This window comes from Corynebacterium sp. HMSC077G07 (genome assembly GCF_001809225.1).
GTDB classification, from domain to species: domain Bacteria; phylum Actinomycetota; class Actinomycetes; order Mycobacteriales; family Mycobacteriaceae; genus Corynebacterium; species Corynebacterium jeikeium_D.
Window position 1 is genome coordinate 1 of record NZ_KV796518.1, and the last position, 26,543, is coordinate 26,543.

Consider the following 26,543-nt stretch of genomic DNA (forward strand, 5'->3'; position numbering starts at 1 on the left):
CCGAGCGGACACACTTTTTGCTACTTAACCCGAACCCTGGCCACAAGTGAAGGACCGCGCTGCCCCGCCCCGCAATGCCCCGGCTCGCGCTGCACTGCCAGGTAATAAAAACAAAAAGCCCCGCACCTACAAGGTGCGGGTCTACATGGTGCGCCCGAAGGGATTCGAACCCCTAACCTTCTGATCCGTAGTCAGATGCTCTATCCGTTGAGCTACGGGCGCGTGTGGCGGAGGCGAGAGGATTCGAACCTCCGGCCCGTCGCAAGACAGGCAACTCCTTAGCAGGGAGCCCCATTCGGCCGCTCTGGCACGCCTCCAAAACCACTGGCATCGATCCCGCTTCAGCAAAGCTGTTCGCCATTGCGTGGACGAGACCAAATAACCGCAGCCAATCCTACAGAACACAAGAATTGAAAAGCAAAACACCCGCGGAGCCACCAAATACGGCGCCACAAATAGCGACCACACCTTGGGATTTTGCGGGGATTCTGTACTGCCCAATCCGGGCCATGTTCTACAGTTAGGCCTATGACCAACGATGCATCTTCAGTTCAGCCCAAAACCCGCGCCGACCTCGAGCAGGTTCCGGCCTATGTCCCGGGCAAGGCTGTGCCCGGCGCGCTGAAGATCGCGTCCAATGAAATGACCCAACCGCCACTGCCCTCGGTGGTGGAGGCCATCTCACAGACCATCGCTGACCCAACCACCAGCCCGAACCGCTACCCGGACATGGGCGCGGTTGACCTGCGCATTAAGCTCGGCGAGCACCTGGGTCTGCCCATGGAGCAGGTCGCGGTCGGCTGCGGCTCCTCCGCTCTGTGCCTGCAGCTCGTGCAGGCCACCTGTGAGGATGGGGATGAGGTCGTGTTCCCGTGGCGCAGCTTCGAGGCCTACCCCATTCTCGCTCGCGTCGCCGGGGCTACTCCGGTGCCGGTGCCGCTGGATGCGCAGGGTCGCAATGATCTTTCGGCAATGGCTGCCGCTATCACCGGCCGCACACGCCTGGTTTTCGTCTGTAATCCCAATAACCCGACGGGCACGACCATCACTCTCGCGGCTTTCGCGGAGTTTATGGCGCAGGTTCCGGGCGATGTTGTGGTCGCTCTCGACGAGGCGTACATCGAGCTGGTGGACGAGGCCACTCATGCCGCTACCCCGTTGGCGCATGAGCTGCTGGATACCTACCCCAACCTGGTCGGTTTGCGCACATTCTCCAAGGTCTACGGTTTGGCCGGGCTTCGTGTGGGCTACATGTTCGGCCCGGAGAAGCTTGTGGAGGCCGTGAATAAGGTCGCTATCCCCTTCTCCGTAAACACTCTCGCGCAGATTGCCGCGCTCACCTCGCTCGACGCACAGGAAGAGCTCACCGCCCGCATTGCTGAGGTCCGCGCACAGCGCGTCGCCGTCACAGAGGCCATCAACGCCGCCACCGGCCGCGAGACGGTGCTGCCGAACTCGCAGGCCAACTTCATTTGGATTGACGAGGGGCGGATCGCGAATCTCTCTTTGCTTGACGACGTCTCGGTGGCCACCACCACGGATCTCGGTGACTTCCTGGCGCAGCGCAACATTCTCATCCGCTGCTTTGCCGGCGAAGGTGCTCGCATCACCATCACTACTGAGGAAGAGACCTCGCAGCTGCTGGCTGCGCTAGGAATTGAGCGCTAACAGCTATCGCTCAGCTAGCAGCTACCGGCGCGGCCGGTGGTCGCGCCACCGCTGCGCTCAATCGCCTTTGCGATGCGGTCAAGCATTTGCTGGCCGGTCTCATAGGTGCCGTCGTCAGGCTGGGCTGCGATAGCGACACCAACGAAGGTGCCCGGCTTCTTGCCCGGCAGATAGCCGAACTGCCGCACAAGGTAGACGCCTTCATCATCGGGACCCCAACCGCCCTTGAAGTGGGCGCCGCGGATGCGTCCGAGGCCGTAGGACTGCTCGTCGGCAATCTGTCCCATGAGGTCAGCGACCTTTGGGCCCGCCTCGATGCACTGCAAATTGGCGCCGAAAATAGCCTGGTCGCGCAAATCCCACTGCGTCTGCCCGAAGACGGTGTATTCCGCACGGATGCGGTCAGTGCCCATGACGGTGCGGGTGTCGTGGCCCTCTCGGAGAATCTCGTCGGTGGTCGCGCCCGCGGTCGCGTCATCGCCCAGGGAGTACCACATGGACTCAGCCGCATCGTTATCGGAAACCGTGATTGCGGCTTCGACCAGGGAATCCACGCCCGATTGGCGCACATAAGCCACCGCAATCGGCACCTTGGAGGTCGACCAGGCCGGACCCGTTTTGAAGTCACCCGTGGAAACCACTTCGGAATCCTTATCCGGCGTTGCCAGAGCGGCGCCGGCCAAACCACCGAGTTCCTTTTGCGCGGATTTCACGGCCTCGACAACTTCGCGAGGCATCTCACCGGGCACAACTTTCCCGTCGGAGGATGCGCCGCCGGGGCCGTCGTCAAGCGGATTGGATAGCGTCGGCGACGGCATGCCCGCCGAGTCGGAGCCGATGGTGCAGGCGCTAAGGCCGAGCGTGACGACGGCGGTTGCGGCCAGAGCCGCTCGGAGACGTTTAGACAATGTGCACCGTCGCATTCGTACCGCCGGTACAAGTGACAACCTCACCGTTATCGCGGCAGGTCATGCTGTATGTCTTGCCTGTTGTTGGGCTGCTAGCGGTGACAGTACCGTTGAGCTTCTTCGTAAGTTGGTACTGCTCAACGAAGGAATTGCGGACGTTGGTGGCAAACTGACAGGTCGTCGTGTTACCGCCGACATCTTCTGCATATACCAAGTTCAAATCACCCGGACCGCCCGAGCCGGAGCAGTGACGCCAGTTCGATGGCGGCTGGAACCCTTCAGCGCGACGCTTCTGCTCAGCGGTCGACGAGGTGGAGGAACCCTCAGCACTAGCGGACTGAACCGACTGGGGCGAGTTGCTGCCGGCCGAATTCACTCCCTTCGAATCGGAGAAGTAGAAGTAAGCCATTGCGCCGACGAAGAGAGCGACCGCAACGAGTGCCAGGACAATAACCGCGATGGTCAGCCCCTTGTTGTCATTGCGCGGCGCAGCAGCCGGACCAGCTTGCGGACCTGGAACATAGGGGGCAGGGCGGTATGGTTCAGGCTGCTGGGACTGTGGATACTGCTGCTGCAGATACTGGGTTTGCCCCTCAGGCTGCTCCCACTGTGACCCATCCACAGCGCTCCACGCATTTGCCGGCGTATCAGCGGAGGGTTGATCATCTGACGTGCCCGGATTTATGCTCCACTCACCGAACGAGTCGTCCGAGTGGTTGCTCCGATTCGTTGCCATTGTTCGACCTTTTCCTCAATACCGTCCGCCAGCATGACGCTGGGTTTGTATTACAGCAAGACCGAGCTTACCGGTTTTGGCAATTTGCCCGTATTGTTTCAGGCCACAGTACACGTTGGTCGGAGCAATTAAATTACCTCCGCAAAATTACCTGTGGCAGATTTCGGACACACGAAACCCCCGACCGCATGCGACCGGGGGTTTACGTTCTGTAATTCGCTCTCTATCTGGGGAAGTTTTTACTCATCCCTGGAGAACTGCCGCTAATCGCGACCTAGAACAGTCGTTAGAACGGCCACCACGACGGCTTCGCATTCTTGTTCACGACTACCTTTTCGCCGCCAACGACCCAGTTCGCGGTCGGGTTAAAAGCCGCGCCCAAGTTGGCGTAGCCGCCGTTGTCGAACTCACCTTCGTAGTCCGGAGCCCTGTACGTGAAGTCAACGGAGACAGACTTCGAACTGCTGACAGTCGGGTTGTCCTTGAAGGCACCGAGGAAGCCGCCCTCCGTCCAGGACAGGCGCACCTGACGATTACCGTTGCGCTCGGTGTTGACGTACTCCCCCTCCTTCAGCGTGTAAATACCGCCGCCGAGGATATTGTCCTGCGACTGGCGAGTCACACGAACGAGCTCAAAGTCAGCCGGGATGTTGTGGCCGATTCCCCGCAGTTTGCCTTCGCCATTGACGCCGACGACCTCAATACGGATGGTGACCTCGTCACCCGGTCGGGCCTCCTTACCGCGGATAATCTGCGAGTAAACATCAGCAGACCAAATCGGGCCACCGACAGTGCCGAGCTTCACCTTCGGGGCGCTCGAGCCCGGCAGAGTCAGACCAGGCGAATTAAGTCCTGGCGAGTTCAGACTCGGCGAGGGCAGACCCGGGGACTGCGCCATGGCAGGAGCGCCGAAACCGAAGGTCAAGCCAGCTGCGAGGGTAACTGCGGCAATGGCGGTACGGGAGCGACGTCGCGGACGAGAGGCCTTAGTGGTCTGGGCGTGTGCGTTGTACATGTTGAGAAGCTTTCTGTGAGACCTGAGAACTATCGAGATGAAAGTGCGCAGATGGAAACTACTTAGCGGTTAATGCCCGGCGACGGCAGCCCCGGGGACTGGAAGCCCGGCGACTGCAGGCTCGGGGAGCCCAGCGAGCCACCCGGAACACCCGGAATACCCGGAGCCGGCGCCTCCCGCTTCACAGTGAGCTTCGGCCCCATGTCATGCAGCTTCTCCACCTTGTCGCCTGGGTTGAAGTGGATTTCGGTTCCCGTATTCAACGCACCGTCGGCAATCGCGTCCGTGACGCGGTACTGCCACTTGAAACTCACAGTCGACGTGGTCGGGGAGCCCCATGCCTGAAAGATGGTGCCGGCCTTAAACTCCACCGCACCGTTGTTAACGATTTCCAGCCACTTATCCGACTCGTTCGGATCCGCCCAGTCATCGCTGCCGACCTTGTACGTCGCCGAGTTGGCCACGTACTGCAGGCCGTTCGGAATGACATCGGTCATGCGCTGAATGTAGGACTTAAACAGTTTCGGATTGTTGTCCGTGTAGGTCAGAGTAAAGGTCACGACATCGCCAGGCTTGACGACGGCACCCGCGACACCATTGACCTCAACGGATCGCGTCACATTGGAGTTCTTCCAGCTATGCGTCGCGCTGGAGGAACCAGTACCGGTGACTTCACCAATGGCGTCGGTGACAGTCTGAGTGATGGAATCAACGCTCAGCAGGTCCTGAGCATGTGCAGTATTACCGAATCCCGCAAAGGTCATACCTGCGGCTAGAGAGAGTGCAGCAATGCGAGCAATGCTGCGGTTACGTACGGTGCGAGTTGCCATCTGTCACGGGCTCCTTTTAACGATGCGAAGACTTGTGGTCGGAGTAGGCCAACATGGCGGTTCTCCAGCAGGAATGCACGCGTGATGCATCGGCGTGCGGTTCACTTGGCGATAGTTAATACGACACCTATCGACGGCGGCAACAAGTAGCCATTTTTCGAACATCAACCTAAAAATCGAAAACCATGTCGCCACAGCAGTCACACCAGTCACATGTCCGCACATGCATTACAGGTTTGGGCCGGCTGGAATACTTTTAACTATAGAAATACGCACTGCCCTGAAATGGCTGTTCCTCACCGCTGCCAAAATTGCCCCCATTTTCCATCCCGCGACAAAACACCCCAGCTTGCCCCCTGTAACGCTGTTCAGGGGTATCCAAAGAGCCCAATTACATGCCCGTCCGACCACCCCATAACGGGGTTAACCACGAAAGCCTCCCAAAGGTCCGACTATCCGTCGCTGACCTCAGCACATACGCCAACTTTTAAGAGAAATGAAGAAACCCTCGGTAGAACATCTACCGAGGGTTTCTATCTGCGGAAGCAGGGGGATTTGAACCCCCGGAGGTGTGACCCTCGCTGGTTTTCAAGACCAGTGCATTCGGCCGCTCTGCCATACTTCCAACGCCAACATCATAACCGCATACCGCCGTGAGGCAGCAAACGCCCTCATAACACCCCTTGCCAGCACCTTTCGCTAGCCTTCTCATCCCACACCACACCCCAAGCATCCACCTCTACAGACATAACTATTTTTGCTAATTGCAAAAGAGCTTGAAATACCGCGTGCATAACCAGTTTTTGCATTACCTTTGAAGACTATGAAGGCAATCATTCAGACTGATCTTTCCAACCCCCGCGCCCTGGAATGGGCCGATGCTCCGGAACCGACTCTCGAGGATGGGCAGGTGCTGGTCAAGGTCAAAGCCGCTGGCGTAAACCGCGCTGACCTGCTGCAGGCCGCTGGCCACTACCCGCCACCGAAAGGCGTGACCGACACCCTCGGCCTGGAGTGCGCGGGTGTCATTGAAGAGGTCAAGGGCGACTCTCAGGGCTGGAAAGTCGGCGACGAGGTCTGCTGCCTTCTCTCCGGTGGCGCTTACGCCGAAAAGGTCGCAGTCCCGGCCGGCCAGATTCTCCCACTGCCACATGGCTACTCCTTCACCGAGGCCGCATCTATCGTCGAGGTTGCCTGCACGGTGTTCTCGAATGTCGTGATGATTGCCGGCCTAAAGGAAGGCGATCTACTACTGGTTCACGGTGGCGCGGGGGGCATCGGCACTTTCGCTATTCAGATGGCCAAGCAGCTTGGCGCTCGCGTCGCAGTCACCGCCGGTTCAGCGGAGAAGCTGGCTAAGTGCAAGGAGCTCGGCGCCGACATCCTCATCAATTACAAGGAAGAGGACTTCGAGGAAATCGTCGCAGCTGAGGGCGGCGCCAATGTCATTCTGGACATCATGGGCGCAAAGTACCTCGACCGAAACGTCAAGGCCCTGACGAAGGACGGCCACCTGGTCATCATCGGCATGCAGGGCGGCGTAAAGGGCGAGCTCAACATCGGCCGCCTGCTGAGCAAGCGCGGCTCCATTACCGCCACCGGCCTGCGCTACCGCGATCTAGCTGACAAGGCTCGCATCGTCAACGCCACAGAGGACACCGTTTGGCCAATGCTTGCCGACGGCACCGTCACCCCTCAAATTCATGAGGTCATGGATATGCGTGACGCAGCCAAGGCCCACGAACTGCTCGACAGTGGCGCGGTCAGCGGCAAGATTGTGCTGACCGTCTAGTTAGCTGACCGCCTAGTTAACCGAGCGAGGCAACTGCGCGCACGAGCTGGTCAATATCGTGCGGCGTATTGAACGGCTGGAGACCGACCCCCACGGCACCTCCAGCCTCAGCGATGCCCATGGCCTCCAGCAGTGGCGATTCGTATGCATCAACAATGCTGGTCACCAGGCCATTATCCAGCAGCCTGTCCACGACCACCTTCGCCGACACTCCATCGACGAGGAAGCTAACACGCGGAATGTGCTGTGCCCGCGACACACTCGCGAAAGAATCATCTTCGGTATCCATGCCGATGATGTACACCCGCGGCAGGGTCATCAGCGCCGCAATCAGGCGCTCCGACAACGTCGTCAAGTAGCGAGAAACCTGCGGCATCGCCGTTTCAATGCGGTGCCTACGCGACCCCCTCGCCGTGCTATCCAGCGATGCCAGGTGCAGCACCGATTCCGACACCCCACCGAGCAGTGCCGGCGACACCGGGGAAACCTCAATCCGCTCGACGCCGCGCGCATTCGGCACATAGCTTAACGACGTCATGCGCTCGAACATCTCGGGATCCCTGAACACCAAAGCTGCGACCTCAGGCCCGCCCAGCACGGAGGCGTCAACCAGCATGATGTCGGCGCCCAGCTTGCTCATCGACACGTCGCGGTAGGCAACAATATCCGAGGCATCGACCAACACCCAGGCGTTGGAGTGCTCATGCACCCGCCGAGAAATGTCAGCTACCGGCGCGATGGTGCCAACGAACGGATCCGCGGCCGGGACGACAACGAGGCGAGTGCTCTCGTCTACAAGTTCGTCGAACTGCCAGGAGGGCAACGTACCCGAGGACAAGTCGGCCTCAGCAATGCGGACTTGAGCCCCGTAGAGATTGGCTGCCCGGCGTAGTGGTGCGTGTACGACCTGCGAACCGATGCGAGAAATCACCAGGTTAGAGCCGAGAGTCAAGCGTCGACTCATTGCGGACGTGAACTGCTCCATGAGCACCTCACGCGAAGATCCCAACACCACACCGGCGACCGGACCGCCAGTGAGGTCTGCAAAAGCCCGGCGCGCACTGGCGGTCAGTTCCGCTGCAGCGGGAACGCCCGAGCTACGCGACTGACCATGAGCCCCCGCCCCAGTCTCACCTGGAAGGGACTTCTGTGCATTGCGAAATGCAGAGATCATCGCAGCCTGGACACGTTCGGGCACCTGGGTGCGTTGACCCGCATTGAGGTATGTCCACCCGTCGGAAAGCGACGAGTAAGCACCCCTGGTTGTAGGCACATCAAAGGCCATGAAAACCCTTTCCCGGTTTCGAATTCAAGCTGCGATATCTATTTCAGAATTAACCGTGCAATCACCCACGAATCGAGTGTCCATGCCTCGAACCGTGTATCGCTTGCACATCTTAGTTGGAGCCAATTCTATCGAAGCAACCCCCTATAGGATAATCTTTATCCCTTTTTAGTAGTTGCTTAAAATTGGCTGAACTTTTCCTGCCTGTAGCCATGCGCAAGCACTCCCAATGCGTGAATCATATGCACCAGCCGCAGGCCATAAAGCAGTTACAGCGGCGATTGTATGTAAGTTTTCCAGACTCACATAACCAGTCACATAACCAACCGTGGAAACAGCCTCAGAAGCACCACGTAACCACCAATGACGACCATCCCACGCGACCGTTGTTCGCCGTCACGACGTGGAATAATGGCTCGCCCGGCGCTGTCGGTATTCAATCTAATCCGCCCTTGCTAGTAGTTTGGAGACGTGACTAACGCAGAAAATGATTGCCAATCCGCAGACGCAGCCGACCAGCCGGCCAATACTGTGCGCAATGGCTCCGCTATCCGCACGGAGGAAACTCTCCGTCGCGACATTGCGCGCATAACTGACGCAACGGGTGAGGCACCGGCTTTCAAGTCGCGTTCCCGCACCATGGGCGCTGCCTGGCAGGATCTGGTTACCGGCTTCGGCCAGCGTGAGCTGTGGCTGCAGCTGGGCTGGCAGGACATCAAGCAGCGCTACCGCCGCTCCACGCTTGGCCCACTGTGGATCACCATTGCCACCGGCGCGATGGCCCTGGCTCTCGGCCTGCTGTACTCGCTGCTGTTCCAGCAGGAGCTGGCGTTCTTCCTGCCACACGTGACCGTTGGCCTGATCATCTGGGGATTCATCTCCGGCTGCGTGTGCGAGGGCGCAACCGTCTTCATTGAAAACGAAGGCCTCATCAAACAGTTGCCCAGTGCGCTGAGTGTTCACGTCTACAGGCTGGTGTGGCGTCAGTTGCTTTTCCTGGCCCACAACATGGTGATTTGGCTGATTCTCGTGCTGGTCTTCCGTCCGGATTTGGGCTGGAACTTCTTCCTGGTCATCCCCGCGATGGCGCTGCTGGTGGTCAACGGTGTGTGGGTGACGATGTTCTTCGGCATCATCGCTACGCGCTACCGCGACGTGGCACCACTGCTGGATTCCCTAATTCAGCTGGTGTTTTACATGACTCCGATTGTGTGGACCACCAAGACACTGGAGGAACAGGGCGGTGCCGTCGCCGAACGCGCACGCATCGCAGAGATCAATCCCCTGTTCCACTACCTGGAAATCATCCGCGCCCCACTGACCGGCCAGCCGGTGGATACCTACCACTGGTGGATCGTCCTCGCCTGCACCGCAGTTGGCCTGTTGCTGGCACTCGGGGCCATGCGCCTGTGGCGCTCCCGCGTGAGCTACTGGGTTTAGGCCGCAAAGGCCGTCGTAAAGCGAATAGAACTAGCAAGGGATAAGCATGGTCAGCATTGATACTTACAACGCGTGCGTTGACTTCCCCATTTTCGACGCCAAATCGCGGTCGATGAAGAAGGCGTTCCTCGGCGCCGCGGGTGGTGCGATTGGCCGCAATGACTCCAATGTCGTGGTCATTGAGGCGCTGAAGGACATCAACATCCATCTGCGCGAGGGCGACCGCGTCGGCTTGGTAGGCCACAACGGAGCGGGTAAATCCACGCTGCTGCGACTACTGTCGGGAATCTATGAGCCCACGCGCGGTGCCGCCGATGTGCGCGGGCGTGTGGCTCCGGTGTTCGACCTCGGTGTCGGCATGGACCCGGAGATCTCCGGCCTGGAAAACATCATCATCCGTGGCCTGTTCCTGGGGCAGACGCGCAAGCAGATGAAATCCAAGCTCGACGAAATCGCAGAATTCACCGAACTCGGCGATTACCTGCACATGCCGCTGCGCACTTACTCCACCGGTATGCGCGTGCGTTTGGCGCTCGGTGTGGTCACGTCCATTGAGCCGGAGATCCTGCTTCTCGACGAAGGCATCGGAGCCGTCGACGCCGCATTCATGGCGAAGGCCCGGACGAAGTTGACCGAATTGGTCGACCGCTCCGGTCTGCTGGTGTTTGCGTCGCACTCGAATGAATTCCTGGCGCAGCTGTGTGACACGGCACTGTGGATTGATCACGGTACGGTTCGACAGGCAGGGCTTGTCGACGAAGTGGTCGAAGCCTACGAAGGTAAAGAAGCCGCCGACCAGGTGCGCAACGTGCTCGCGCAGCGCCGGTAGTAGCTTCGCGGGGAGTCCGGGCGCAGTTCCCCATCGTGGCCGAGCGGACGGCTGGCGGGCGGCTGGCGGGCGGCACGGATGCTTGGAATTGCCCACCCGGAGCAACATGGCAAGATAGACAGCAATAAAAACAGTAATAAACGGTACTTCCCCCGATGGAGAACGAAGTGAGCGAAAACTCGGCTGACCACCCAAAGCACGATGAAGCAGCAACGGCCGCAATCGTGGTGACTCACAACCGCATCGAGGACCTGCGTCAATCGCTTCCCATCGTTGCCAGCCAGACCCACATGCCGAAATGGCTCATCATCGTCGACAACGGCAATGACCCGAAGGTCAAGGAGCTCGCTGAGCAGGTGGCGGCGCAGCAGTCGTCGGAAAGCGGATCGGCGCCGGAAATTCACTACTTCGGCTCCAAGACGAACTTGGGCGGCGCTGGTGGTTTCGCACTGGGTATGCTGACTGCGCTGTCGCTGGGCGCGGAGTGGATTTGGTGCGCCGATGATGACGGGCGCCCGGAGGACTCCTACGTGCTGAAGGCGCTGCACAGCTGCGCGCGACGTCACCAGCTCGACGCTGTCTCGCCGGTGGTCTGCGATATTAAGGCCCCGAACAAGCTGGCATTCCCCCTGCGCCGCGGGCTGGTGTGGCGCCGTCATCGCGAGGAGCTTTTCGAAAGCGGCATCAACCCCAAACTCCCGGCAGTGAACGACTCTGAGGGGCGGAGATGGTTCACCAACTTTGCAGATCAGAAGGCTGCGACCGGGCTCGAACTGCCTAGCGACCTCGAAACCATCGACGGCAACCACGACCTCCTGCCCGGCATCGCATCCCTGTTCAACGGCGCGCTGTTTAGCGCCCGCTCGCTGGAACAGCTCGGCGTTCCCGACTACCGCCTATTCATCCGCGGCGACGAGGTCGAATTCCACCGCCGCCTGGTCCGCTCCGGCCTCCGGTTCGGCACATGCTTGACGACGGCCTACCTGCACCCCTCCGGTTCGGGTGAATTTGTGCCCATTCTCGGCGGCAAAATGCACACGCAGTACCCGACCAATGACTTCAAGCGCTACTTCACCTACCGCAACCGTGGCTACCTGATGAGCCAGCCTGGCATGCGCAAGCTCATGCCACAGGAGTTCCTGCGCTTCGGCTGGTTCTTCCTGGTCCAGCGCCGCGATGTCCGCGGCTTCTACCGCTGGTTCAAGCTACTGAAGCAGGGGCGCGCGGAGAACTTCGAGCGCTTCGATCCAAAGTCGAAGTAGTTCGGGCTGGCGTTGCGGCGCTGGCATTGGGGCTGAGGCTGTGGCACTGGCCTGGAGCGCAGACGTTGCGGCTGGTGGGGCTGAGGCTGAGGCGCTGGCCTGCATATTTGATCTCGCCCGGGTCGTGTAGTCCGCATTTCGAGTGCTCAGTGCGCAAAAGTGTTACCTAACCCCTGGTTCCCTTCTCCTCCACTGACATATCGATGAGGTATTCACTCATCGATGCGCTACAGCCTGCGCATAAGTGAATAGTCCTACGATAAGTGCGCGGGCCAGGCCAACAGCGTGGCCATAAGTCCTGAAAAGTCATCGACAAGTGGCGGAAAGTTGGCCATAAGTCAGCACAATTGCAATAGGTCAGCAGCTGAACTTAGCCTGAGTCGCGCGAGGCCGGTGCATTTTCCAGAAGCTGCAAACGCTGCTTACGCTCCTGGATTCTGGACTCACGGAGCTGCCGATCTTTATACGGGACAGTGGCTTGACGAAAACGCCCAACTTCGGACGAAAATACCAACCCACCTGCCTGAATGCGCTGCCTCTGCCGAATAGCGAACTGTCGCAAGACCTCCACGCAGTCCCCATTAATGACCTGTGACCATTGGAAGCGGAGTACATCTAAGTGGAGGTTTCGCAGACGCTTCTCGCGAGCTTGCTCTTTCAGAAGCACAGTCTCCGTAGCTGCTACCCCGCCACCGGAATACTTAATCAGCCCATCGAACTCAATGATCAAATTCAGATGAGGCACATAAAAATCGACGCGCCCAATGAATCCTTCACTGTCATAGAACTCGACTTGCTGCATGAGCACGCATTTTTCGTCGTAAAGCGTGGCAATTCCTGAGTCGATTATGCATTTCTTTGTGATTGACTCACCGATGGTTTCGCTGTGTGCGCTGGCAGTTCGAAGTAGCTCGCGGGCGCGGCGGGTACCCGGCGAACGTGGGTAATTTGTGAGGACGGTGTGCAGTTCTTCGAGGTCACACCACTGTCGCAGTGCGGTGTCAACGATGATTGGCCCGTTTTCGGACTCGGCGGTGCGGCAGATATCGATGACGGTTTTCGGCACATCTGTAACGCAGCGCCCACCAATGCGAACGATGTCTTGTTCGAGGATTCTGCCACCGACATGGCGCAATCCGCCGCCAGGTCGGCGCAGGCCGGAATTGGCAAGCGCGATTGTGGCATTTCGAACAAGCAACGGGATGCCATGCAACGCAGCGGCTGCTTCGCCCGTAATGATTGTCCCGGAACCTGGCTTGACCAGTGCCTTTATCTGCAGTTGAAAACGTTCGAATGCTGACAGCGCATTCCAGCGAGAGCACTCGATGTAGGTGCCGTGCGCCAGTCTGAGCAGGGATCTATCTCGAATATTTGTGCTTTCGACGTGGCCGTGCAGATTATCCAGCTGTGACGTGGCACTGACGTATTCACAAGGATGCTTGATTTGCTTCTGCGCAGCCGCATGGATGAGGCCATCGGAATCGTAAGTCCAGGTAGGCATTGGTTTGGACACACTCCCCGCGGTCGGCTACAGGAATTCACACATTGGAATTAGTGCCTTCATTTATGGCCGACTCCGTGAATATTGGCAGAAGAAAAGCCGCCGAATTGCCCTTATCTGTGGACAATTTGGCGGCTGTGGATAACTAGCTGCGGACACCCAGCTGTCGCTTACTTAATACTTGGCGCCGTCCTCAACTGCGAGACCGAACGGAATGCCGGTGTCTGACGGCCAGTACTTCTCGTCAGCTGAGAAGCTAATCGTTGCCCTTTCCCCATCGCTGTGGCGATTTGGGTTAATCACGACATGGCCGATAGTGCGTGTCTCAGTTTCATTACTTCCTGCAAGCGTTGCTGTCACTTCAGTTGGCTGGTCGAGAACCAAAATCGCAAAGTGTCGATCGTCGGCAAGATGGGGGTTCGGATCCTCACGCTGCTGATAAGCGAGAACCTCGGCTCGATTCTGGAAAACCTTCACAGTACCGGTTACGGTCTGCTGGCCGCTGGTCCCGTTGCTCGACCCCAGCGAACTAGAATCCGAAGCCCCAGACTGCGAACCCGAACCAGCCCCAGACCCCGAAGCCTGCTGCCCCGCCGTCGGATTCGGGCCACCGTTGCCACCGTTACCACCATCAGCGCCAGCGCCATTCGAGCCCGAGCCCGAGCTCGGCGCGCAGTCATTACCAGCAGCAATGGCCTCGACGACATCCAGGTTGTCAACCGGAATCCAGTTAAACTGTTCGAACTCCCCGGCACCCGGATTCGCAGGCGTTTCCACCAGCTCATTGCCCTGGCGCGTCACCAGCAAATCTTCCTGATTACGTCCGCCTCTCTCTGCAGAAAACGAGAACATACCCGGCTGACCAGTAGCTCGCTGAAGAGCGCGACGTACACCGCCCACAGAAGTCACGCCGTCATGGTAGGAATTCTGAAACTGAATTTCCTGACCATTTTCGTCAACGCCGTAGACACCAATCGCATCAATTTCGGCGCTCATCGCACTTGTGCCATAGTTCAACACCAGCTCGGGCACGCACCCATCATCAAGATGCACGAGCGCATATTTCATCGCCCCACCAGGACTAACTTCTCCGACAAAAGTCTGCAGTGGCGCCGGGTTCGCCAGCACCTGCTTGTACACAACGACGGCCTTCTCCGCCTGCGCCTGCACCTGCGCATCGCCATTTTCGCTTGACGACGACACACTGCCCTCAGCAGCCGCCGAATCGCCACCTCGATCCCCAGAAACCTGGAGGAAAAGGAACAGAGCCAGCAACAGGATAATCAGCACCAATAGCACCAAAATGGCGATGAGCTGCTTGCGGGTTTTGCCACCTGAGCTAGTCGAAGGCGTGGGTGTGTGCGTGGTCATGATTGAAGAACTACTCGCCTTGGAAGAACTTTTCCCAGTTGTCTTCGCTGGTCAAAGATGGCACGGCGGCACGCCACTGCTTCGCAAGGTCGTCCCACTTGGAGGACAGTTCGCGCATGAGGCTGATGGTCTCGGCGCGCATGGACTTTTCCTTATCCAGGTCGCGGACCAGGTGACGCACACCGTTCTGGGAGGCATCGGTGACCCAGACGTCGTCGAAGGTGGAAATGTGCCACCAGAAGGAGTCCTCGAAGGCCACAGCCACCGGCCCCGGGCGCTTCTTACCCATCTGGGTGTACGCAAGCCGCTTTGCCATCGTCTTGTTTTCGCTGGAGATCTCGTGTGACGGCGGACGAACTGGGGTCAGACCACCCGGCATCTCGTGCATCGGCAGCAGCTCGGTCTCCGGGAAGTTCTTTCGACCAGCAGAAATGCGAGCGAAGTCGCCCTGCGATGCGTTCTTCAGCACCTCCGGGCCACGTAGCAGGTCACGAACAGCTTCCATCTGCGTCCAGGCCAGGCCGTAGCGCATGGAGACCAGGTTCGAGAGGATTCGTCGTGAAGCGACGTTGACCATGTCCTTTGCGGTGACATCGCCGTGCATGGTGGCGGCGATAAGCGAGTTGCGCAGGCCGAAGTACTGGGCGGCGTTTTCGATGTCCTTCCAGTAGAAATCGGCGTGCCAGACGGCGGCGCCCGGAATGGTGTCGGTCGGGTAGCCGGCCTTGGCGGCGCGGAATCCGTAGTCGATGTCGTCGTACTGGAAGAACAGCGGCAGCGCCAGGCCAATCTTCTTAATGACCTCGGACGGCACCAGGCAGGTCCACCAGGCGTTGTAGTCAACGCCCAGGCGACGCAGCTGGTGGTACTTGCGCACGTCCACGTCGGCGTAACCGAACTTGGGGTCGTTCTCCTCGACGGTCAGCGCCTTCCAGTTGTAGGTCTCGCCGGTGCGGAAGAGGCTGGTCGGGTTGAACAGGAAGAGCATCTGCGCGCCGAGCAGCATCGGCTTTTCCGCGCATACGGCCAGGGCGGATAGGCGCAAGGTGGTTTCGGGCTCGGGGCGGATGTCGTCGTCGGTAAGCAGAACCATGCAGTCGCCCGCAGCGGTGGCGTCGCGCATGCCGCGGGAGAAACCGCCGGCGCCGCCGAGGTTCGGCTGGTGGACAACGTTCAGACGCTCGCCGAGGATCTCCTTGGCCTGGATGAAGTCGGCTTCGTCGGCCGGGTGCTGTTCGCCCTGGTCAACGACGCGGATGGTGCGAACGCGCTCAAGGGCTGGCAGGTCCTCTGCCAGCGTGGCGACGGTTCGAGCACAGTCAACCGGCCGGTTGTAGGAACAAATGACCAGGTCAGTCGGAATATCGCGCTTGATAGCCGACTTGGGCACAACATAGCGGACATCGGAAATCTTTGCGCCTGCGTCCTCGGTGTCGAAGCGCAAGTGAATGGCACCGCCATCGGCGAAGCGGTCCAGCGGGACGGTCAGGCGCACCTCTTCATTGGCAGAACCTGACATCGGCGAGTGCTCACCGGTCCAGTTGCCGTCGGCATCCGAGCCGCCCGCTGCCCAGGAGTCCTCCAAGCGGAGGTGGCCCCCAATATCTTCGGTGTAGGCCAGCACACGCGCGGAACCGACCACGCGCGCACGGATTTCGACCTGCTTAATTGAGGTCCAGCGCTGCCAGTAAGAAGCTCGGAAGCGACCGAAGTAGGTGTCAGTGCGCACCACGGTGTGGCGACCGAGCGTGATCGAGTTACGGGTGGCCTGCACCGAGCTGTCGTAGGCGCCAACGCCTTCGACTCGGTAGTACAAATCCGGCTCCACCCAGTCTGCGGGCGGAGCAAACAGCACGCGCTGAATAGTCAGCATGTCAACATCGGTTTCGGCGGTCAGCTGAGTGGATTCCTTATTAGAAGCAGTCGAAGTCACGTCCCCCAGCGTATCGCGCTATTTCACACGGAAGATGAATACACGCTGAATGATGAAGTTAATTACCGTCGCAACGCCCTGTGCGACGACGAATGCGCCGAACTGTGCCCACTGCGCGTTCCAATCCCAGGCCTCGACAAGCCAGGGCTGCAACACATTAAAGATGCCGACCTGGGTGGCGTAGGTAATCAGGTACAGCACCGCAACTGCCAGCACCTTCTTCGCCGAGGACTTCGACTTGAAGGTCCAGCGGCTGTTAATGATGTACGCCGTAATCGTGCCGAAAACCCAGCCGACCGTCTTGCCCCAGAAGTTGGTCGCCCCGAAGGCGTTGAGCATGATGAACGTCAGGCCGAAGTCCACCACCGCCGCGATGACGCCGGAGATAATAAAGCGCATCATCTGCACTTTCAGTCCGTGCTCGTCCTTGGCCTCCGTCGCCATTGGCACTGCGGCCGAGTCCTCTACGACAAAACCGTTTTCGTGGGAGCCGTTTCCGAGCTTGCCGTTGTCGCGGTTCGGGTTTTCATTTGCTGTTTCATTCGCTGACACGCCTAGGAATTCTAGGCCACCGGCCAGCTAACAAACAGCCAGCGCGAACATAAACAAGCAATAAAGAGGAGAAAAAATCTAACGTCGCAGCGCCTCACGCAGTAGATCCAGCCGCTCCACCGGCGAGAGCGTATCCTCCCCAGCTAGCCCCAGCGCGCTCATCTCCGCCCAGCTAGCCGCTGCCAATTCCTCCACGTCCTCGCCGGATAGCGGGATGCCCTCGTCGCTCTCCCAGCCGAGGCGCTCCATGACATGCGCCGCCACATCATGCCGTAGCTCATCCGAGGTCAGCGCCGCCAAGCACAGCAGCTCCACCAATGCCGCATCGTGCCCGGCTGGGTCTTTCTCGGCGTCCTCTATAGGCAATGCGCGCAATCGCTTAACGACGCTCTCCCCCGCCTCCCCGGTCAATTCCAGCGCGGTTGCTTCCGACCTCTGCAGGTCCAGAGCCTGTAACAGGGGCACGAATTCAAACACCCCCGACCTCTCGATGATGTCCACGATATCGGCACGAGCGGTGGCCAGCGTATTTTGAATAGAGTCCCGTCCGGTCAATTCCCTATTGATTGCGGCAATATCTACCGGCTCCTCCGCGTCCACATCCCCCAGTGCGCGGATTGAACCCGAGCCACCGATGCACAGGGCATCCGGGGTGGCCTCATCGCGGGCAAAAGCTTCTCTGACCTGCAAGGTATGTTCCCACAGGCCCCACTGCCAGATAAGGGTATCGCCGGGACTTTGCAGCACCTCGGCAACTGTGGTGGACAGGGGAACATCGACGACTCCGACCGCTGCGGGTCTGCCGCCAGTCACCAGCTGCGCCGCAGACTCCACCGCAGAGCCGGGCAAATGGAACTTCGTCGGCACGCTTTCCTCGCCCCACCCAAAGATGACTGCTAACACGCGGGACAGGCTTCGCAGATCCATCTGGTCATTGACCCCGAAGACGCGGTGGGCACTGCACGGTTCTTCCTCTAAAGAGGCACCGATAATGAGCGTGGCCGGTTCCGTGGCCACGCGAACGCCTGGGAAGGCGACTACGTTATCGGTCTGTGCTGCCATACCTCACAGCGTACGCAGGAAAAACAATGTGGCCTGGATGGCAAAAACTCGCTACAATGCGCGCGTTTTTACCAGCGGAATCTGGCGCGGCTCCGCACCCCACGGCTCTACCAAGTACTTGCGACGCAGGCGCTGCGACTCCACCGCGGTCCACTGCGCCACCAGCTCTTCTACCCCGCGGGCAAGCCCCAGCACCGGCCCTGCGACTTCTTCGCCTACATGCGGAAAATCAATAACCTCTACGTCGTTGACCTTGGGGAACCGCGGCTCCGTCAGATTTCCCTTGCCGGGCTTGGCCTTCTCTTCCTTCGCGGCAGCACGCAGCTGTCCGATGTGGTCACGAATGCCGGCCACCGATGCTGGCAGGTCCACCACCGTGGCCCCCGCCTGCTCAATCGCCTGCGATAGCAGGTCCGCCCCCTCAGCACTCTCAGCACTCTCAGCACTCTCAGCTGAAGCGTCACCGTCACCATCGCCCGCGGTCACAGTCGCAACAAAGCAACCGGTGAGCAGATTGGCGGCGGTCTCCAGGGCTCCGCCGTCAAGCGGATCCACCAGCCATGCACCCGACAACCTCTCGCCTGCAAAGGACGGCGAGAGCTCCACATGCCAAATGACAACGGGCGATGTGAAACTACATACGGCAAGGGTCTGCGGAGTAGCAGCGGGCGTGGATGTCATGAGGTTGATGGTATCGCGAGTGACGGATTCGAAGCGGGGTAGCCTTTATCGCATGTTCGACTTTTTCAAGAAGAAGCCGCGCGAAACCATCAACATGGCCGCCGAGTACACCAATACCCCGCTGTCGAACCAGATGGTCATGCTGTTCGCCGAGGAACTGCCCATCCTCGACAGCGCAGAGCGCGCACAGGTCTACCGCGCACTCGAGGCCTACGACGGCCCGCAAATCACCTCGCAGGAAATGCTGCCGGAAGAGATCCGAAAAATTATGGATCTATAGCCTCTTCGTACATTTCGTTCGCTTTCCGACGGCCCGTGCGCAGCCTCAAGCGTGACCAACACCTCGGAGCGTCACGGGCGACGGAGCCGGTGCAAAGGGGTAGCCTAGCCTTGATGTCCACTAACACTAACGGCAAGTCCAGCACCGATGCTTCGAACGGTGCCTACGGAGCCGTACACACAGAAGCCAGGACCCTGACCGGTTGGGGTCGTACCGCCCCCGCTAAGTCCCAGGTGCTGTCGACGCCGGACTTGGATGAAATCGTTAACGCCGTCAAGGCTGTCGCAGACCAGAACTCCGACAAGCCTGACCACCTGCGCCGCGGTGTAATTGCCCGCGGTATGGGCCGCTCTTACGGCGACCCCGCCCAGAATTCGGGCGGTCTTGTCATCGACATGCAGAAGCTCAACAAGATTCACTCCATTGATCAGGAGTCGGCGATTGTTGATGTCGACGGCGGTGTCACGCTGGATCAGCTGATGAAGGCTGCACTGCCCTACGGCCTGTGGGTACCGGTACTGCCGGGTACTCGCCAGGTGACCATCGGTGGTGCCATTGGTCCGGATATTCACGGTAAGAACCACCACTCCGCAGGTTCTTTCGGCAACCATGTGCTGTCGATGGAGCTGCTGGTCGCTGACGGCCGCATCCTGCACCTCGAGCCGGAGGGCTCTGCAGATGACCCGGACGGCAAGTTGTTCTGGGCAACTGTCGGCGGCATGGGCCTGACCGGCATTATTGTCCGCGCTCGGATCAAGATGACCAAGACCGAGACGGCCTACTTCATCGCTGATACGGACCGCACGAATAACCTCGACGAGACCGTGGCATTCCACTCCGATGGCTCGGAGCACAACTACACGTACTCCTCCGCGTGGTTCGACGTCATCTCCCCGGAGCCAAAGCTGGGCCGTTCCACTATTTCCCGCGGTTCGCTGGCAACCTTGGCGCAGCTGGAGGAATTCGCCCCGAAGCTGGCCAAGGATCCGTTGAAGTTCAACGCTCCGCAGCTGATGACGGTTCCGGATATCTTCCCGAACTTCACCATGAATAAGCTTTCCCTCATGGCTATCGGTGAGGCCTACTACCTCATGGGCGCCCCGGCGCGTAACCAGGTCAAAAACCTCACCCAGTTCTACCAGCCGCTGGATCTCATCGGCGAGTGGAACCGTGGCTACGGCTCCAACGGCTTCCTGCAGTACCAGTTCGTGGTACCGACCGACGCCGTCGAGCCTTTCAAGGACATCATCCGGGACATGCAGCGCTCCGGCCACTACTCCGCGCTCAACGTGTTCAAGCTCTTTGGCCCCGGCAACAAGGCCCCACTGTCCTACCCGATGCCGGGTTGGAACGTCTGCGTGGACTTCCCGATCAAGCCGGGTCTGGGCGCCTTCCTCGATGATCTGGATAAGCGCGTCATGGAGTTCGGCGGCCGCCTCTACCTGGCCAAGGAATCGCGCACTTCCGCCGCTAACTTCCACCAGATGTACCCCGAGATGCAGAGCTGGCTGAACACCCGCAACGAGATCGACCCGCACGGTGTCTTCGCCTCTGACATGTCGCGTCGACTGGAACTGCACTAAAAGAACCGAGAGGATTTAAGCCCCAATGATTAATGCTGTAGGCGCTGCCCAGTCCATCCTGCTGCTCGGCGGCACTAGTGAAATCGGCCTGGCTATTACCGCCGAGTTCCTGAAGAAGGGCCCGGCCAAGGTCATCCTGGCTTCCCTGCCCAACGATCCACTGCGCGAGGCCTCCGCTGAGAAGATGAAGGCCGCCGGCGCTTCCGAGGTGGTCACCCTCGACTTCGACGCAACGGACTTCGACTCCCACCCGGAGGTCGTCGAGAAGGCATTTGCCGACGGCGACGTGGATATCTGCATCGTCGCGTTTGGCATGCTTGGCGACGCCGAGGAGCTCTGGCAGAACCAGCGCAAGGCCGTCCTGGCTGCGAACATCAACTACACCGGCGCGGTGTCGATGGGTGTTCTGGTTGGTCAGAAGTTCAAGGCGCAGGGTCACGGCCAGTTCATTGCCATGTCCTCCGTTGCTGGTGAGCGCGTGCGTCGCTCCAACTTTGTCTACGGTTCCACCAAGGCCGGCCTGGATGGTTTCTACCTGAACCTGGGTGAGGCCCTGGAGGAGTACGGCGTCAAGACCCTGGTTATCCGCCCGGGTCAGGTCCGTACCCGTATGTCCGCTGACGTGGACGAGGCTCCGTTGACCGTGAACAAGGAAGATGTCGCCAAGCTCGCAGTGAAATCCGTCGAGGCCGGTAAGACCCTGGTCTGGGCTCCGCCGGCATTCCAGCTAGTGATGATGGTGCTGAAGCACATCCCGCGCCCGATCTTCAAGAAGCTGCCGATTTAAGACTCGAACAGCAGAGCTTTTACAGGGTATTTCCGCGCTGACTCTCAAGTTTCTTGCATCCGTTTCGATAAAACCCCAGGGCTGTTTTCTGAGGAGGGCGAGAAGTGCAAGAAACTTGAGAGTTTCTTGCACTTAGGCCCCTTTTCATCCTTGACCCCACTTTTAGCGCCTGGGCTCAGACAACCAAGCGTGTATTGGTCTCAACCCACAGCTGCAGTTCCAATTGGGATAACCGTGGAGCAATACGATTGCAGCAGCTCATCATCGTGACTGACTAGAACTATGCCCATTCCCTCGCTGTTGAGTTCTTGCAGAACGCTCATCACTTTGGTCGCTGCTTGATAATCAAGCGCAGAGGTAATTTCATCGCAGAGCAGGAGCTTTGGGCGCACGGCTAGAGCACGTGCGATTGCAACACGCTGCCTCTGCCCTCCAGAGAGTCCACTTGGCTTACGCTGTGCGAGCTGCTTATCGATACCGACTTTATCGAGCAAATCTATTGCCGCTCGGCGTGCGTCACGGCGTCCCCTTACCGACACCCGGGCTGCACGCGCTACGGCATCGAGCGCGGTCATTTTCGGGTTCAACGTAGAGGCAGGATCCTGCGGAACTATCTGCATCATCAAACGATTCTTCCGTGGCCATGTACGCTTAGCTTCACGAGTTACACCAGCACATTCAATCTCACCCGACTCTGCGTGGTTTAGCCCGATTAGGCACCGAAGTAGTGTCGACTTTCCGCTTCCCGACGGTCCCTTGACCCCAACCATAGTGCCACGCTGTACAGCGAAAGAGAGGCCCTGAAAAAGAGTCACGCGTTCATTATTCACGCAGCTCAGGTTGGAAACTCTTAAGACTGGAGACGCGCCCGCCCCTGCCCCCGCCCCCGGCATAGATTCACCAATCGAGGCTTTGGAGAGTTCTGTGACCTGGATGTCTTTCGTTACTGAACGCGGGCTGTGGCCAGAAGTCGTCTCTACACTCTGGCGTTCCACGCGCTGGGTGATCGAATCGCTTTTTTCCGTTCCATTCCCGACAGCCGCGACCGAGTCAATGCAAATCGCAAGCTTAGGAACCTGGTGGGCGGTGAAAATGACCGTAACGCCACTATCCGCGATGCCTCTTAGCAGATGAGCGATTACCGTCGAAGTATCGGAGTCAAGGCCGGCGAAGGGCTCATCAAGAGCGATGGCTTCAGGCGAACGCGATAGTGCCCGAGCCAGTGCCACCCGTCGCTGCTGTCCACCAGAAAGCTGGTGAATACGTCGGGAAGCAATGCTGGCTGGAAGATCTACACGCTGCAGCAACGCTGCAACGTCGGCCGCTGGAGCTAGCTCCCGGAGCATCCGGGCTACTGACATCAATGGTGGCAACTCGGCGCCCGGATCCTGTCCTACGAAAGCAATGTGCTCACGGCGAAAATGAGCTAATTCACATGATGGAAGCTCCAGCGGGTTTACATCTCGCCACTCACTGGACTCGACAGAAACCCCACCAATTACTTCCGATCTCTCCGGTACCGCACCAATCAATGCCTTTAAAAGTGAGGTCTTCCCGGAGCCGCTCACCCCAGTTAAAACCGTAATCTCACCCGCTCGGGCAGTGAGCACTGTGCGGGGTAGGATAACGTGCCCGCTTTGCATCACGGAAATATCTACATCAATCACGAGCTCGGCACATCCTTCGGTTCCTTCTGCCTCCCATTAATCAGGGCCACTACAGCAATCGATGTCGCTGCCAACGCGGCGGCTGGTGCAAGTACTGACCAGGGGTTCAGTGATATTCCACTCGCGTTATCCCGCACCATCGCTGACCATGCAAACTCACCGAGGCTTCTCCCGACCCCAAGGAAGCTCGCCGTAGCCAGCACATACAGCGCTTCGATAATGCGAAGACTCCATACCGAACGAAGTACTGCGGAAATATTGGGAATGATGTCCCGCAAGATTATCGAGACGGTCGATACGCCACTGCCCAGCGCAGCCTGAACATAACCAGCGTTAGCAACGGGATAGGTGGCGGCGGCGACCACACGGGCAGCATAAGGCGTACCCACCACAACCGAAACACCAATAAGCGCTGGTAGCCCACCATTGGGATACAAGACTGCAGTTAAAAGCAAAAGAATTACTGCGGGCACCAAGATGGTGACATCCGCCACTGCTTCAATAAAGAAGCCCAGTTTTGGCTTTAGCGACCCCAAGATACCGAATAGAGCGCCAAATGCCGTGGTCAAAGAACCGACGATAATTGCAGTTACGACCAAGGACCGGCCACCGACAAGCACTGCAGCGCCCACGCTTCTCCCCAGGTGTTCTGTTCCTAGGAAACCCTCCTCGTTACCGTTAGCGAAGGGCACGCCATGCGCCGACAGTTCAATGCCAAACAAACCAGCAGCGACCGGTCCGCCTAACACTAGGGCGATAAAGGCCCCCGCTAAAAACCTTCGAATCATAGTTGCACCTTCGGGGTGAATGCGACTTTTATTGCATCTGCCACAGTCAGCAACACCAATATGATCGCCCCTGTTACAGCAAGTACGGCAAGAATCACCGAGATATCCCGTTGCGCGACTGCATTAGACACCAAAAGCCCCACTCCAGGATGGTTAAATAACGCTTCGACTGTGACTGTCCCTGCTATCAAAACACCTGCTGTTGTAGCCATTGAAGTAGCAAATGTCGGTGCGGATAGCGGCAGGATATGTCGAAGTGCCAGCTGATTTCCCACGATTCCGTTTAGCTCAGCATTGCGGACCGCAGTGTTGTGAGAAGCATCCTCGAACGCTGCGAAAAGCATTCTCGAATTCCAGGCCGCCTGAGGAATTACCAGCGCCATAACCGGTAATGCGTACATACTTATCTGGGCTGGCAAGCCTTCCGCGGTAATAGTGACCGCGGGAAACCAACCAAGCCAGAGAGAGAATACCGCTACCAGAAACACACCAACGACAAACTCTGGTAGCGCAATTAATGCCACTGTCGATCGGTCAATAATGTGCGAAATCCAGGGTCTTTCAGCACGTGAAGCCCAAAAAATGGCGATTGCTACCGAAAGAACAGCAGTGACTAAAAATGCCATACCAGTTGTTGCCAGCGTCACAGGCAGCGCTGAACTCAGCAGATTAATAATCGGTACTCCGTTTACGGAAGTACCAAAGTCGCCCGCAAACGCACTTCCCAGCCAGCTCAGGAAGCGGGCCATAAGCGGCTTATCAAGATTCAGGTTTCTTTCTAGCGCTGCCAGAGCTTCCGGGGTCCGGTTTGCGCCCAAGATTGCGGAGGCAGCATTACCGGGCAGCCAATCAATCGCTACAAAAACAAGTCCGAGAACTGCGAAAAGTAAGCCTCCACGAATTATCAGCCGAGGAATAAGCCAACGCGCGATTTCCGCTGGCACACTAAGCCTTCTGGACGGTTTCAAGAAGGACACGACCATAGCCTGGAGCCTTAGGCAGACCACTCAAATTAGCTCTCGCAATATCGACTCCGTCAGATGCACCCCAGACCAGATACCCGGATCGCTCGAACTCAATCTTCTGCAGCTGGCGGCTTAGCTGGTTAATTCTCTCAGTATCGGTGCTTTCCAGTACCTGATCATAGATCTCGTTGAATTCAGCATCATCAAATGCGGTCTCATTAGAGGCCGCGTCACCGTCGAGAACCTTCCCAGCGAAGAAGAGCACAGAATCATTAGTTCCCCAATAGCCACAATATAGGTCTGCCTTGGTCCATGTCTCGTCGTAGAAAGTACCCGAATCCTGCTCCACTACATTGAGAGTCATGCCGATTTCTTTCACCTGATCAGCGATAACCTTCATCGCCTCTACTTGACCCGGAGCCTCAGGGGTAACGTACAAATCATACGTTTTCTCAAGGTCAAAATCTGCCTCTTGGAGGAGATTCTTCGCTTTCACAACGTCACGCTTACGCACTAACGAAGAATCCAGGTTCGAATCTGCCGTTCCAAGAATGTCGTTTGCAGGGGTTCCATAACCGGAGAGAGCTCGTTGGATGATTTGCTCCCGATCAACTGCAAGGCGCAGCGCCTGACGAACTTTCACATCTGAGAAAGGCCCATCTGAGGTACGCATGATTAGTGGAATAACCGAGTCATTCATCCGGCGCACAATCTTTATATCTTCATTTCCTTCGACGGATCGGGCCGCAATAGGACCCGCAGCTTGAGCTAAGTCAATTTGCCCGGACAACAGCGCATTAGTCATTGCGGTGGAGTCTTCAAATGGAATGACATGGACCTCAGCAACTCCTGCTACTGTTCCGTGATAGTTATCGAAACGCTTGAGCTTAGCAGAACCATTTTCCCAACTGACCAGCTGGAACGGCCCCGATCCAATGGGCTTTTCAGCAGAGGAACCCTTCTTCATCACGAAGGTCATCAATCGCGCAAGCATCGGAAGCTGTGAATTCGGTTCCGCAGTTTCCATCACAACGACGTTGGCTCCAGCAGCACGAATGCTATCAGGCATCACTGGAAGCCGGAATGAGTTTTCCTCATCCGAAAGCATCTTCTTCAACGACCACACGACATCTTCAGATGTGACCGAGGAACCATCATGGAAGGTAGCACCGTCGGCAATCATAAATTCCCACTCAGTCGGATTATTCTGTTTCCATTCCTGCATCAGGCGTGGCACTACAGTTTCTTTCTCGCCCGGCACCGTCAGAGCCTCCCAGATCAGGGAGCTAATAAGCATATCTGAATCATTAGGCAAAAGCTGGTAAGGGTCTCGTTGAGCGCTTGCCGCTTTCCCGAGAGCCCCAACACGCAGCACATTAACGTTTTCGACTTCATCCCCACTGGCAGCCCCATCCCCTGCCGTCGACTCTCGTGACGTACACGCCGTCAGAAAAGTGCCTGTCCCAATAACTGCCATTGCAGCGAGGAATTGGCGTCGAGAAAAATTGGTCATGATGGTTCCTTAATCTCTAAGAAAGACTGCCCACAGGAGAAAAGACATAGCTAACAACTACAGCAGCAGTAAAGCTTAGGCAAGCCTACTAACGA

The 26,543-nt window shown here is 58.3% G+C and carries 23 protein-coding genes, 3 tRNA genes and 1 pseudogene; 8 read left to right on the forward strand and 19 right to left on the reverse strand.

All coding sequences use genetic code 11. From position 1 onward, the window contains the following. Window positions 1–146 precede the first annotated feature (146 nt). Together HMPREF2562_RS00510 and HMPREF2562_RS00515 are read right to left on the reverse strand one after the other, a co-directional pair. Window positions 147–222: transfer RNA gene (locus tag HMPREF2562_RS00510), tRNA-Arg, on the reverse strand. Window positions 223–225: 3 nt separating this feature from the next. Then, a tRNA-Ser gene (locus HMPREF2562_RS00515) sits at window positions 226–317 on the reverse strand. 211 nt (window positions 318–528) lie between these two features. Between HMPREF2562_RS00515 and HMPREF2562_RS00520 the strand changes: the two genes are divergently transcribed. Beyond that, window positions 529–1,668, forward strand: a complete 1,140-nt coding sequence (locus HMPREF2562_RS00520; RefSeq protein WP_049189771.1) for a histidinol-phosphate transaminase — start codon at window positions 529–531, stop codon at window positions 1,666–1,668. Between the two features lie 14 nt (window positions 1,669–1,682). Here the strand turns inward: HMPREF2562_RS00520 and HMPREF2562_RS00525 are convergent, their stop codons facing one another. The 5 genes from HMPREF2562_RS00525 to HMPREF2562_RS00545 form a co-directional block, all read right to left on the reverse strand. Then, entirely contained in the window at window positions 1,683–2,576 is an 894-nt protein-coding gene (locus tag HMPREF2562_RS00525; protein WP_224784068.1) for a hypothetical protein, read from the reverse strand. Next, window positions 2,569–3,312, reverse strand: coding sequence for a hypothetical protein (locus HMPREF2562_RS00530; protein WP_070549345.1), 744 nt, complete (start codon window positions 3,310–3,312; stop codon window positions 2,569–2,571). Before HMPREF2562_RS00530 ends, HMPREF2562_RS00525 begins: the two co-directional genes overlap by 8 nt. A gap of 286 nt (window positions 3,313–3,598) precedes the next feature. Continuing rightward, a complete protein-coding gene (locus HMPREF2562_RS00535) occupies window positions 3,599–4,327 on the reverse strand; it encodes a hypothetical protein (protein WP_049189774.1) in 729 nt (242 codons plus the stop codon). A 62-nt stretch (window positions 4,328–4,389) separates the two neighbouring features. Beyond that, window positions 4,390–5,157, reverse strand: coding sequence for a DUF11 domain-containing protein (locus HMPREF2562_RS00540; protein ID WP_049189775.1), 768 nt, complete (start codon window positions 5,155–5,157; stop codon window positions 4,390–4,392). A 540-nt stretch (window positions 5,158–5,697) separates the two neighbouring features. Further along, window positions 5,698–5,782, reverse strand: a tRNA-Ser gene (locus HMPREF2562_RS00545). A 198-nt stretch (window positions 5,783–5,980) separates the two neighbouring features. Between HMPREF2562_RS00545 and HMPREF2562_RS00550 the strand changes: the two genes are divergently transcribed. Continuing rightward, window positions 5,981–6,949 (forward strand): NAD(P)H-quinone oxidoreductase, encoded by a 969-nt coding sequence (locus tag HMPREF2562_RS00550; RefSeq protein ID WP_049189776.1) that lies wholly within the window; start codon window positions 5,981–5,983, stop codon window positions 6,947–6,949. A gap of 16 nt (window positions 6,950–6,965) precedes the next feature. On the opposite strand, the gene HMPREF2562_RS00555 is transcribed toward HMPREF2562_RS00550, so the two are convergent. Beyond that, window positions 6,966–8,234 (reverse strand): aminotransferase class V-fold PLP-dependent enzyme, encoded by a 1,269-nt coding sequence (locus HMPREF2562_RS00555; RefSeq protein ID WP_070549347.1) that lies wholly within the window; start codon window positions 8,232–8,234, stop codon window positions 6,966–6,968. Between the two features lie 471 nt (window positions 8,235–8,705). On the opposite strand from HMPREF2562_RS00555, the gene HMPREF2562_RS00560 reads away from it, so the two are divergent. The 3 genes from HMPREF2562_RS00560 (at window position 8,706) to HMPREF2562_RS00570 (ending at window position 11,765) form a co-directional block, all read left to right on the forward strand. Next, window positions 8,706–9,674, forward strand: coding sequence for a galactan export ABC transporter permease subunit Wzm/RfbD (locus tag HMPREF2562_RS00560; RefSeq protein ID WP_083295678.1), 969 nt, complete (start codon window positions 8,706–8,708; stop codon window positions 9,672–9,674). Between the two features lie 46 nt (window positions 9,675–9,720). Continuing rightward, a complete protein-coding gene (locus HMPREF2562_RS00565) occupies window positions 9,721–10,503 on the forward strand; it encodes a galactan export ABC transporter ATP-binding subunit Wzt/RfbE (RefSeq protein WP_038627279.1) in 783 nt (260 codons plus the stop codon). A gap of 155 nt (window positions 10,504–10,658) precedes the next feature. Then, a complete protein-coding gene (locus tag HMPREF2562_RS00570) occupies window positions 10,659–11,765 on the forward strand; it encodes a glycosyltransferase (RefSeq protein ID WP_070549350.1) in 1,107 nt (368 codons plus the stop codon). 370 nt (window positions 11,766–12,135) lie between these two features. Here the strand turns inward: HMPREF2562_RS00570 and HMPREF2562_RS00575 are convergent, their stop codons facing one another. From HMPREF2562_RS00575 to HMPREF2562_RS00600, 6 genes are all read right to left on the reverse strand, one after another. Next, on the reverse strand, window positions 12,136–13,266 hold the full coding sequence (locus tag HMPREF2562_RS00575; protein WP_070549352.1) for a PDDEXK family nuclease: 1,131 nt from the start codon (window positions 13,264–13,266) through the stop codon (window positions 12,136–12,138). Between the two features lie 174 nt (window positions 13,267–13,440). Continuing rightward, window positions 13,441–14,637: a hypothetical protein gene (locus tag HMPREF2562_RS00580; protein WP_070549353.1), complete on the reverse strand. Its 1,197-nt coding sequence runs from the start codon at window positions 14,635–14,637 to the stop codon at window positions 13,441–13,443. A gap of 10 nt (window positions 14,638–14,647) precedes the next feature. Further along, window positions 14,648–16,570 (reverse strand): glycosyltransferase, encoded by a 1,923-nt coding sequence (locus HMPREF2562_RS00585; protein ID WP_016421829.1) that lies wholly within the window; start codon window positions 16,568–16,570, stop codon window positions 14,648–14,650. Window positions 16,571–16,588: 18 nt separating this feature from the next. Then, complete coding sequence (locus tag HMPREF2562_RS00590; RefSeq protein WP_070547045.1) at window positions 16,589–17,122, reverse strand: GtrA family protein; 534 nt, start codon at window positions 17,120–17,122, stop codon at window positions 16,589–16,591. A gap of 78 nt (window positions 17,123–17,200) precedes the next feature. After that, window positions 17,201–18,184 carry a hypothetical protein gene (locus tag HMPREF2562_RS00595; RefSeq protein ID WP_070549355.1) on the reverse strand — a complete coding sequence of 328 codons (984 nt, stop codon included), beginning with the start codon at window positions 18,182–18,184 and terminating at the stop codon, window positions 17,201–17,203. Between the two features lie 51 nt (window positions 18,185–18,235). Further along, window positions 18,236–18,865 carry a hypothetical protein gene (locus HMPREF2562_RS00600; RefSeq protein ID WP_070549357.1) on the reverse strand — a complete coding sequence of 210 codons (630 nt, stop codon included), beginning with the start codon at window positions 18,863–18,865 and terminating at the stop codon, window positions 18,236–18,238. Between the two features lie 52 nt (window positions 18,866–18,917). Between HMPREF2562_RS00600 and HMPREF2562_RS00605 the strand changes: the two genes are divergently transcribed. The 3 genes from HMPREF2562_RS00605 (at window position 18,918) to HMPREF2562_RS00615 (ending at window position 21,515) form a co-directional block, all read left to right on the forward strand. Continuing rightward, window positions 18,918–19,145 (forward strand): hypothetical protein, encoded by a 228-nt coding sequence (locus tag HMPREF2562_RS00605; RefSeq protein ID WP_048761551.1) that lies wholly within the window; start codon window positions 18,918–18,920, stop codon window positions 19,143–19,145. Between the two features lie 113 nt (window positions 19,146–19,258). After that, on the forward strand, window positions 19,259–20,728 hold the full coding sequence (locus HMPREF2562_RS00610; protein ID WP_070549359.1) for a decaprenylphosphoryl-beta-D-ribose oxidase: 1,470 nt from the start codon (window positions 19,259–19,261) through the stop codon (window positions 20,726–20,728). 25 nt (window positions 20,729–20,753) lie between these two features. Continuing rightward, window positions 20,754–21,515, forward strand: coding sequence for a decaprenylphospho-beta-D-erythro-pentofuranosid-2-ulose 2-reductase (locus tag HMPREF2562_RS00615; protein WP_038627263.1), 762 nt, complete (start codon window positions 20,754–20,756; stop codon window positions 21,513–21,515). Window positions 21,516–21,715: 200 nt separating this feature from the next. Here the strand turns inward: HMPREF2562_RS00615 and HMPREF2562_RS11150 are convergent, their stop codons facing one another. The 5 genes and pseudogenes from HMPREF2562_RS11150 to HMPREF2562_RS00635 all read right to left on the reverse strand — a co-directional run bounded on the left by HMPREF2562_RS11150 (window position 21,716) and on the right by HMPREF2562_RS00635 (window position 26,448). After that, entirely contained in the window at window positions 21,716–22,408 is a 693-nt protein-coding gene (locus tag HMPREF2562_RS11150) for an ABC transporter ATP-binding protein (RefSeq protein ID WP_255468947.1), read from the reverse strand. A gap of 263 nt (window positions 22,409–22,671) precedes the next feature. Beyond that, window positions 22,672–23,158 (reverse strand): annotated as a pseudogene (locus HMPREF2562_RS11155) (ATP-binding cassette domain-containing protein); the annotation flags it as partial. Window positions 23,159–23,178: 20 nt separating this feature from the next. Beyond that, window positions 23,179–23,970, reverse strand: a complete 792-nt coding sequence (locus HMPREF2562_RS00625) for an ABC transporter permease subunit (RefSeq protein WP_070429118.1) — start codon at window positions 23,968–23,970, stop codon at window positions 23,179–23,181. Further along, window positions 23,967–24,914: an ABC transporter permease gene (locus HMPREF2562_RS00630; RefSeq protein WP_070549362.1), complete on the reverse strand. Its 948-nt coding sequence runs from the start codon at window positions 24,912–24,914 to the stop codon at window positions 23,967–23,969. The genes HMPREF2562_RS00625 and HMPREF2562_RS00630 overlap by 4 nt, the downstream gene beginning before the upstream one ends. Window position 24,915: 1 nt before the next feature. Further along, window positions 24,916–26,448, reverse strand: coding sequence for an ABC transporter substrate-binding protein (locus HMPREF2562_RS00635; RefSeq protein WP_035010183.1), 1,533 nt, complete (start codon window positions 26,446–26,448; stop codon window positions 24,916–24,918). Window positions 26,449–26,543: the final 95 nt, after the last annotated feature.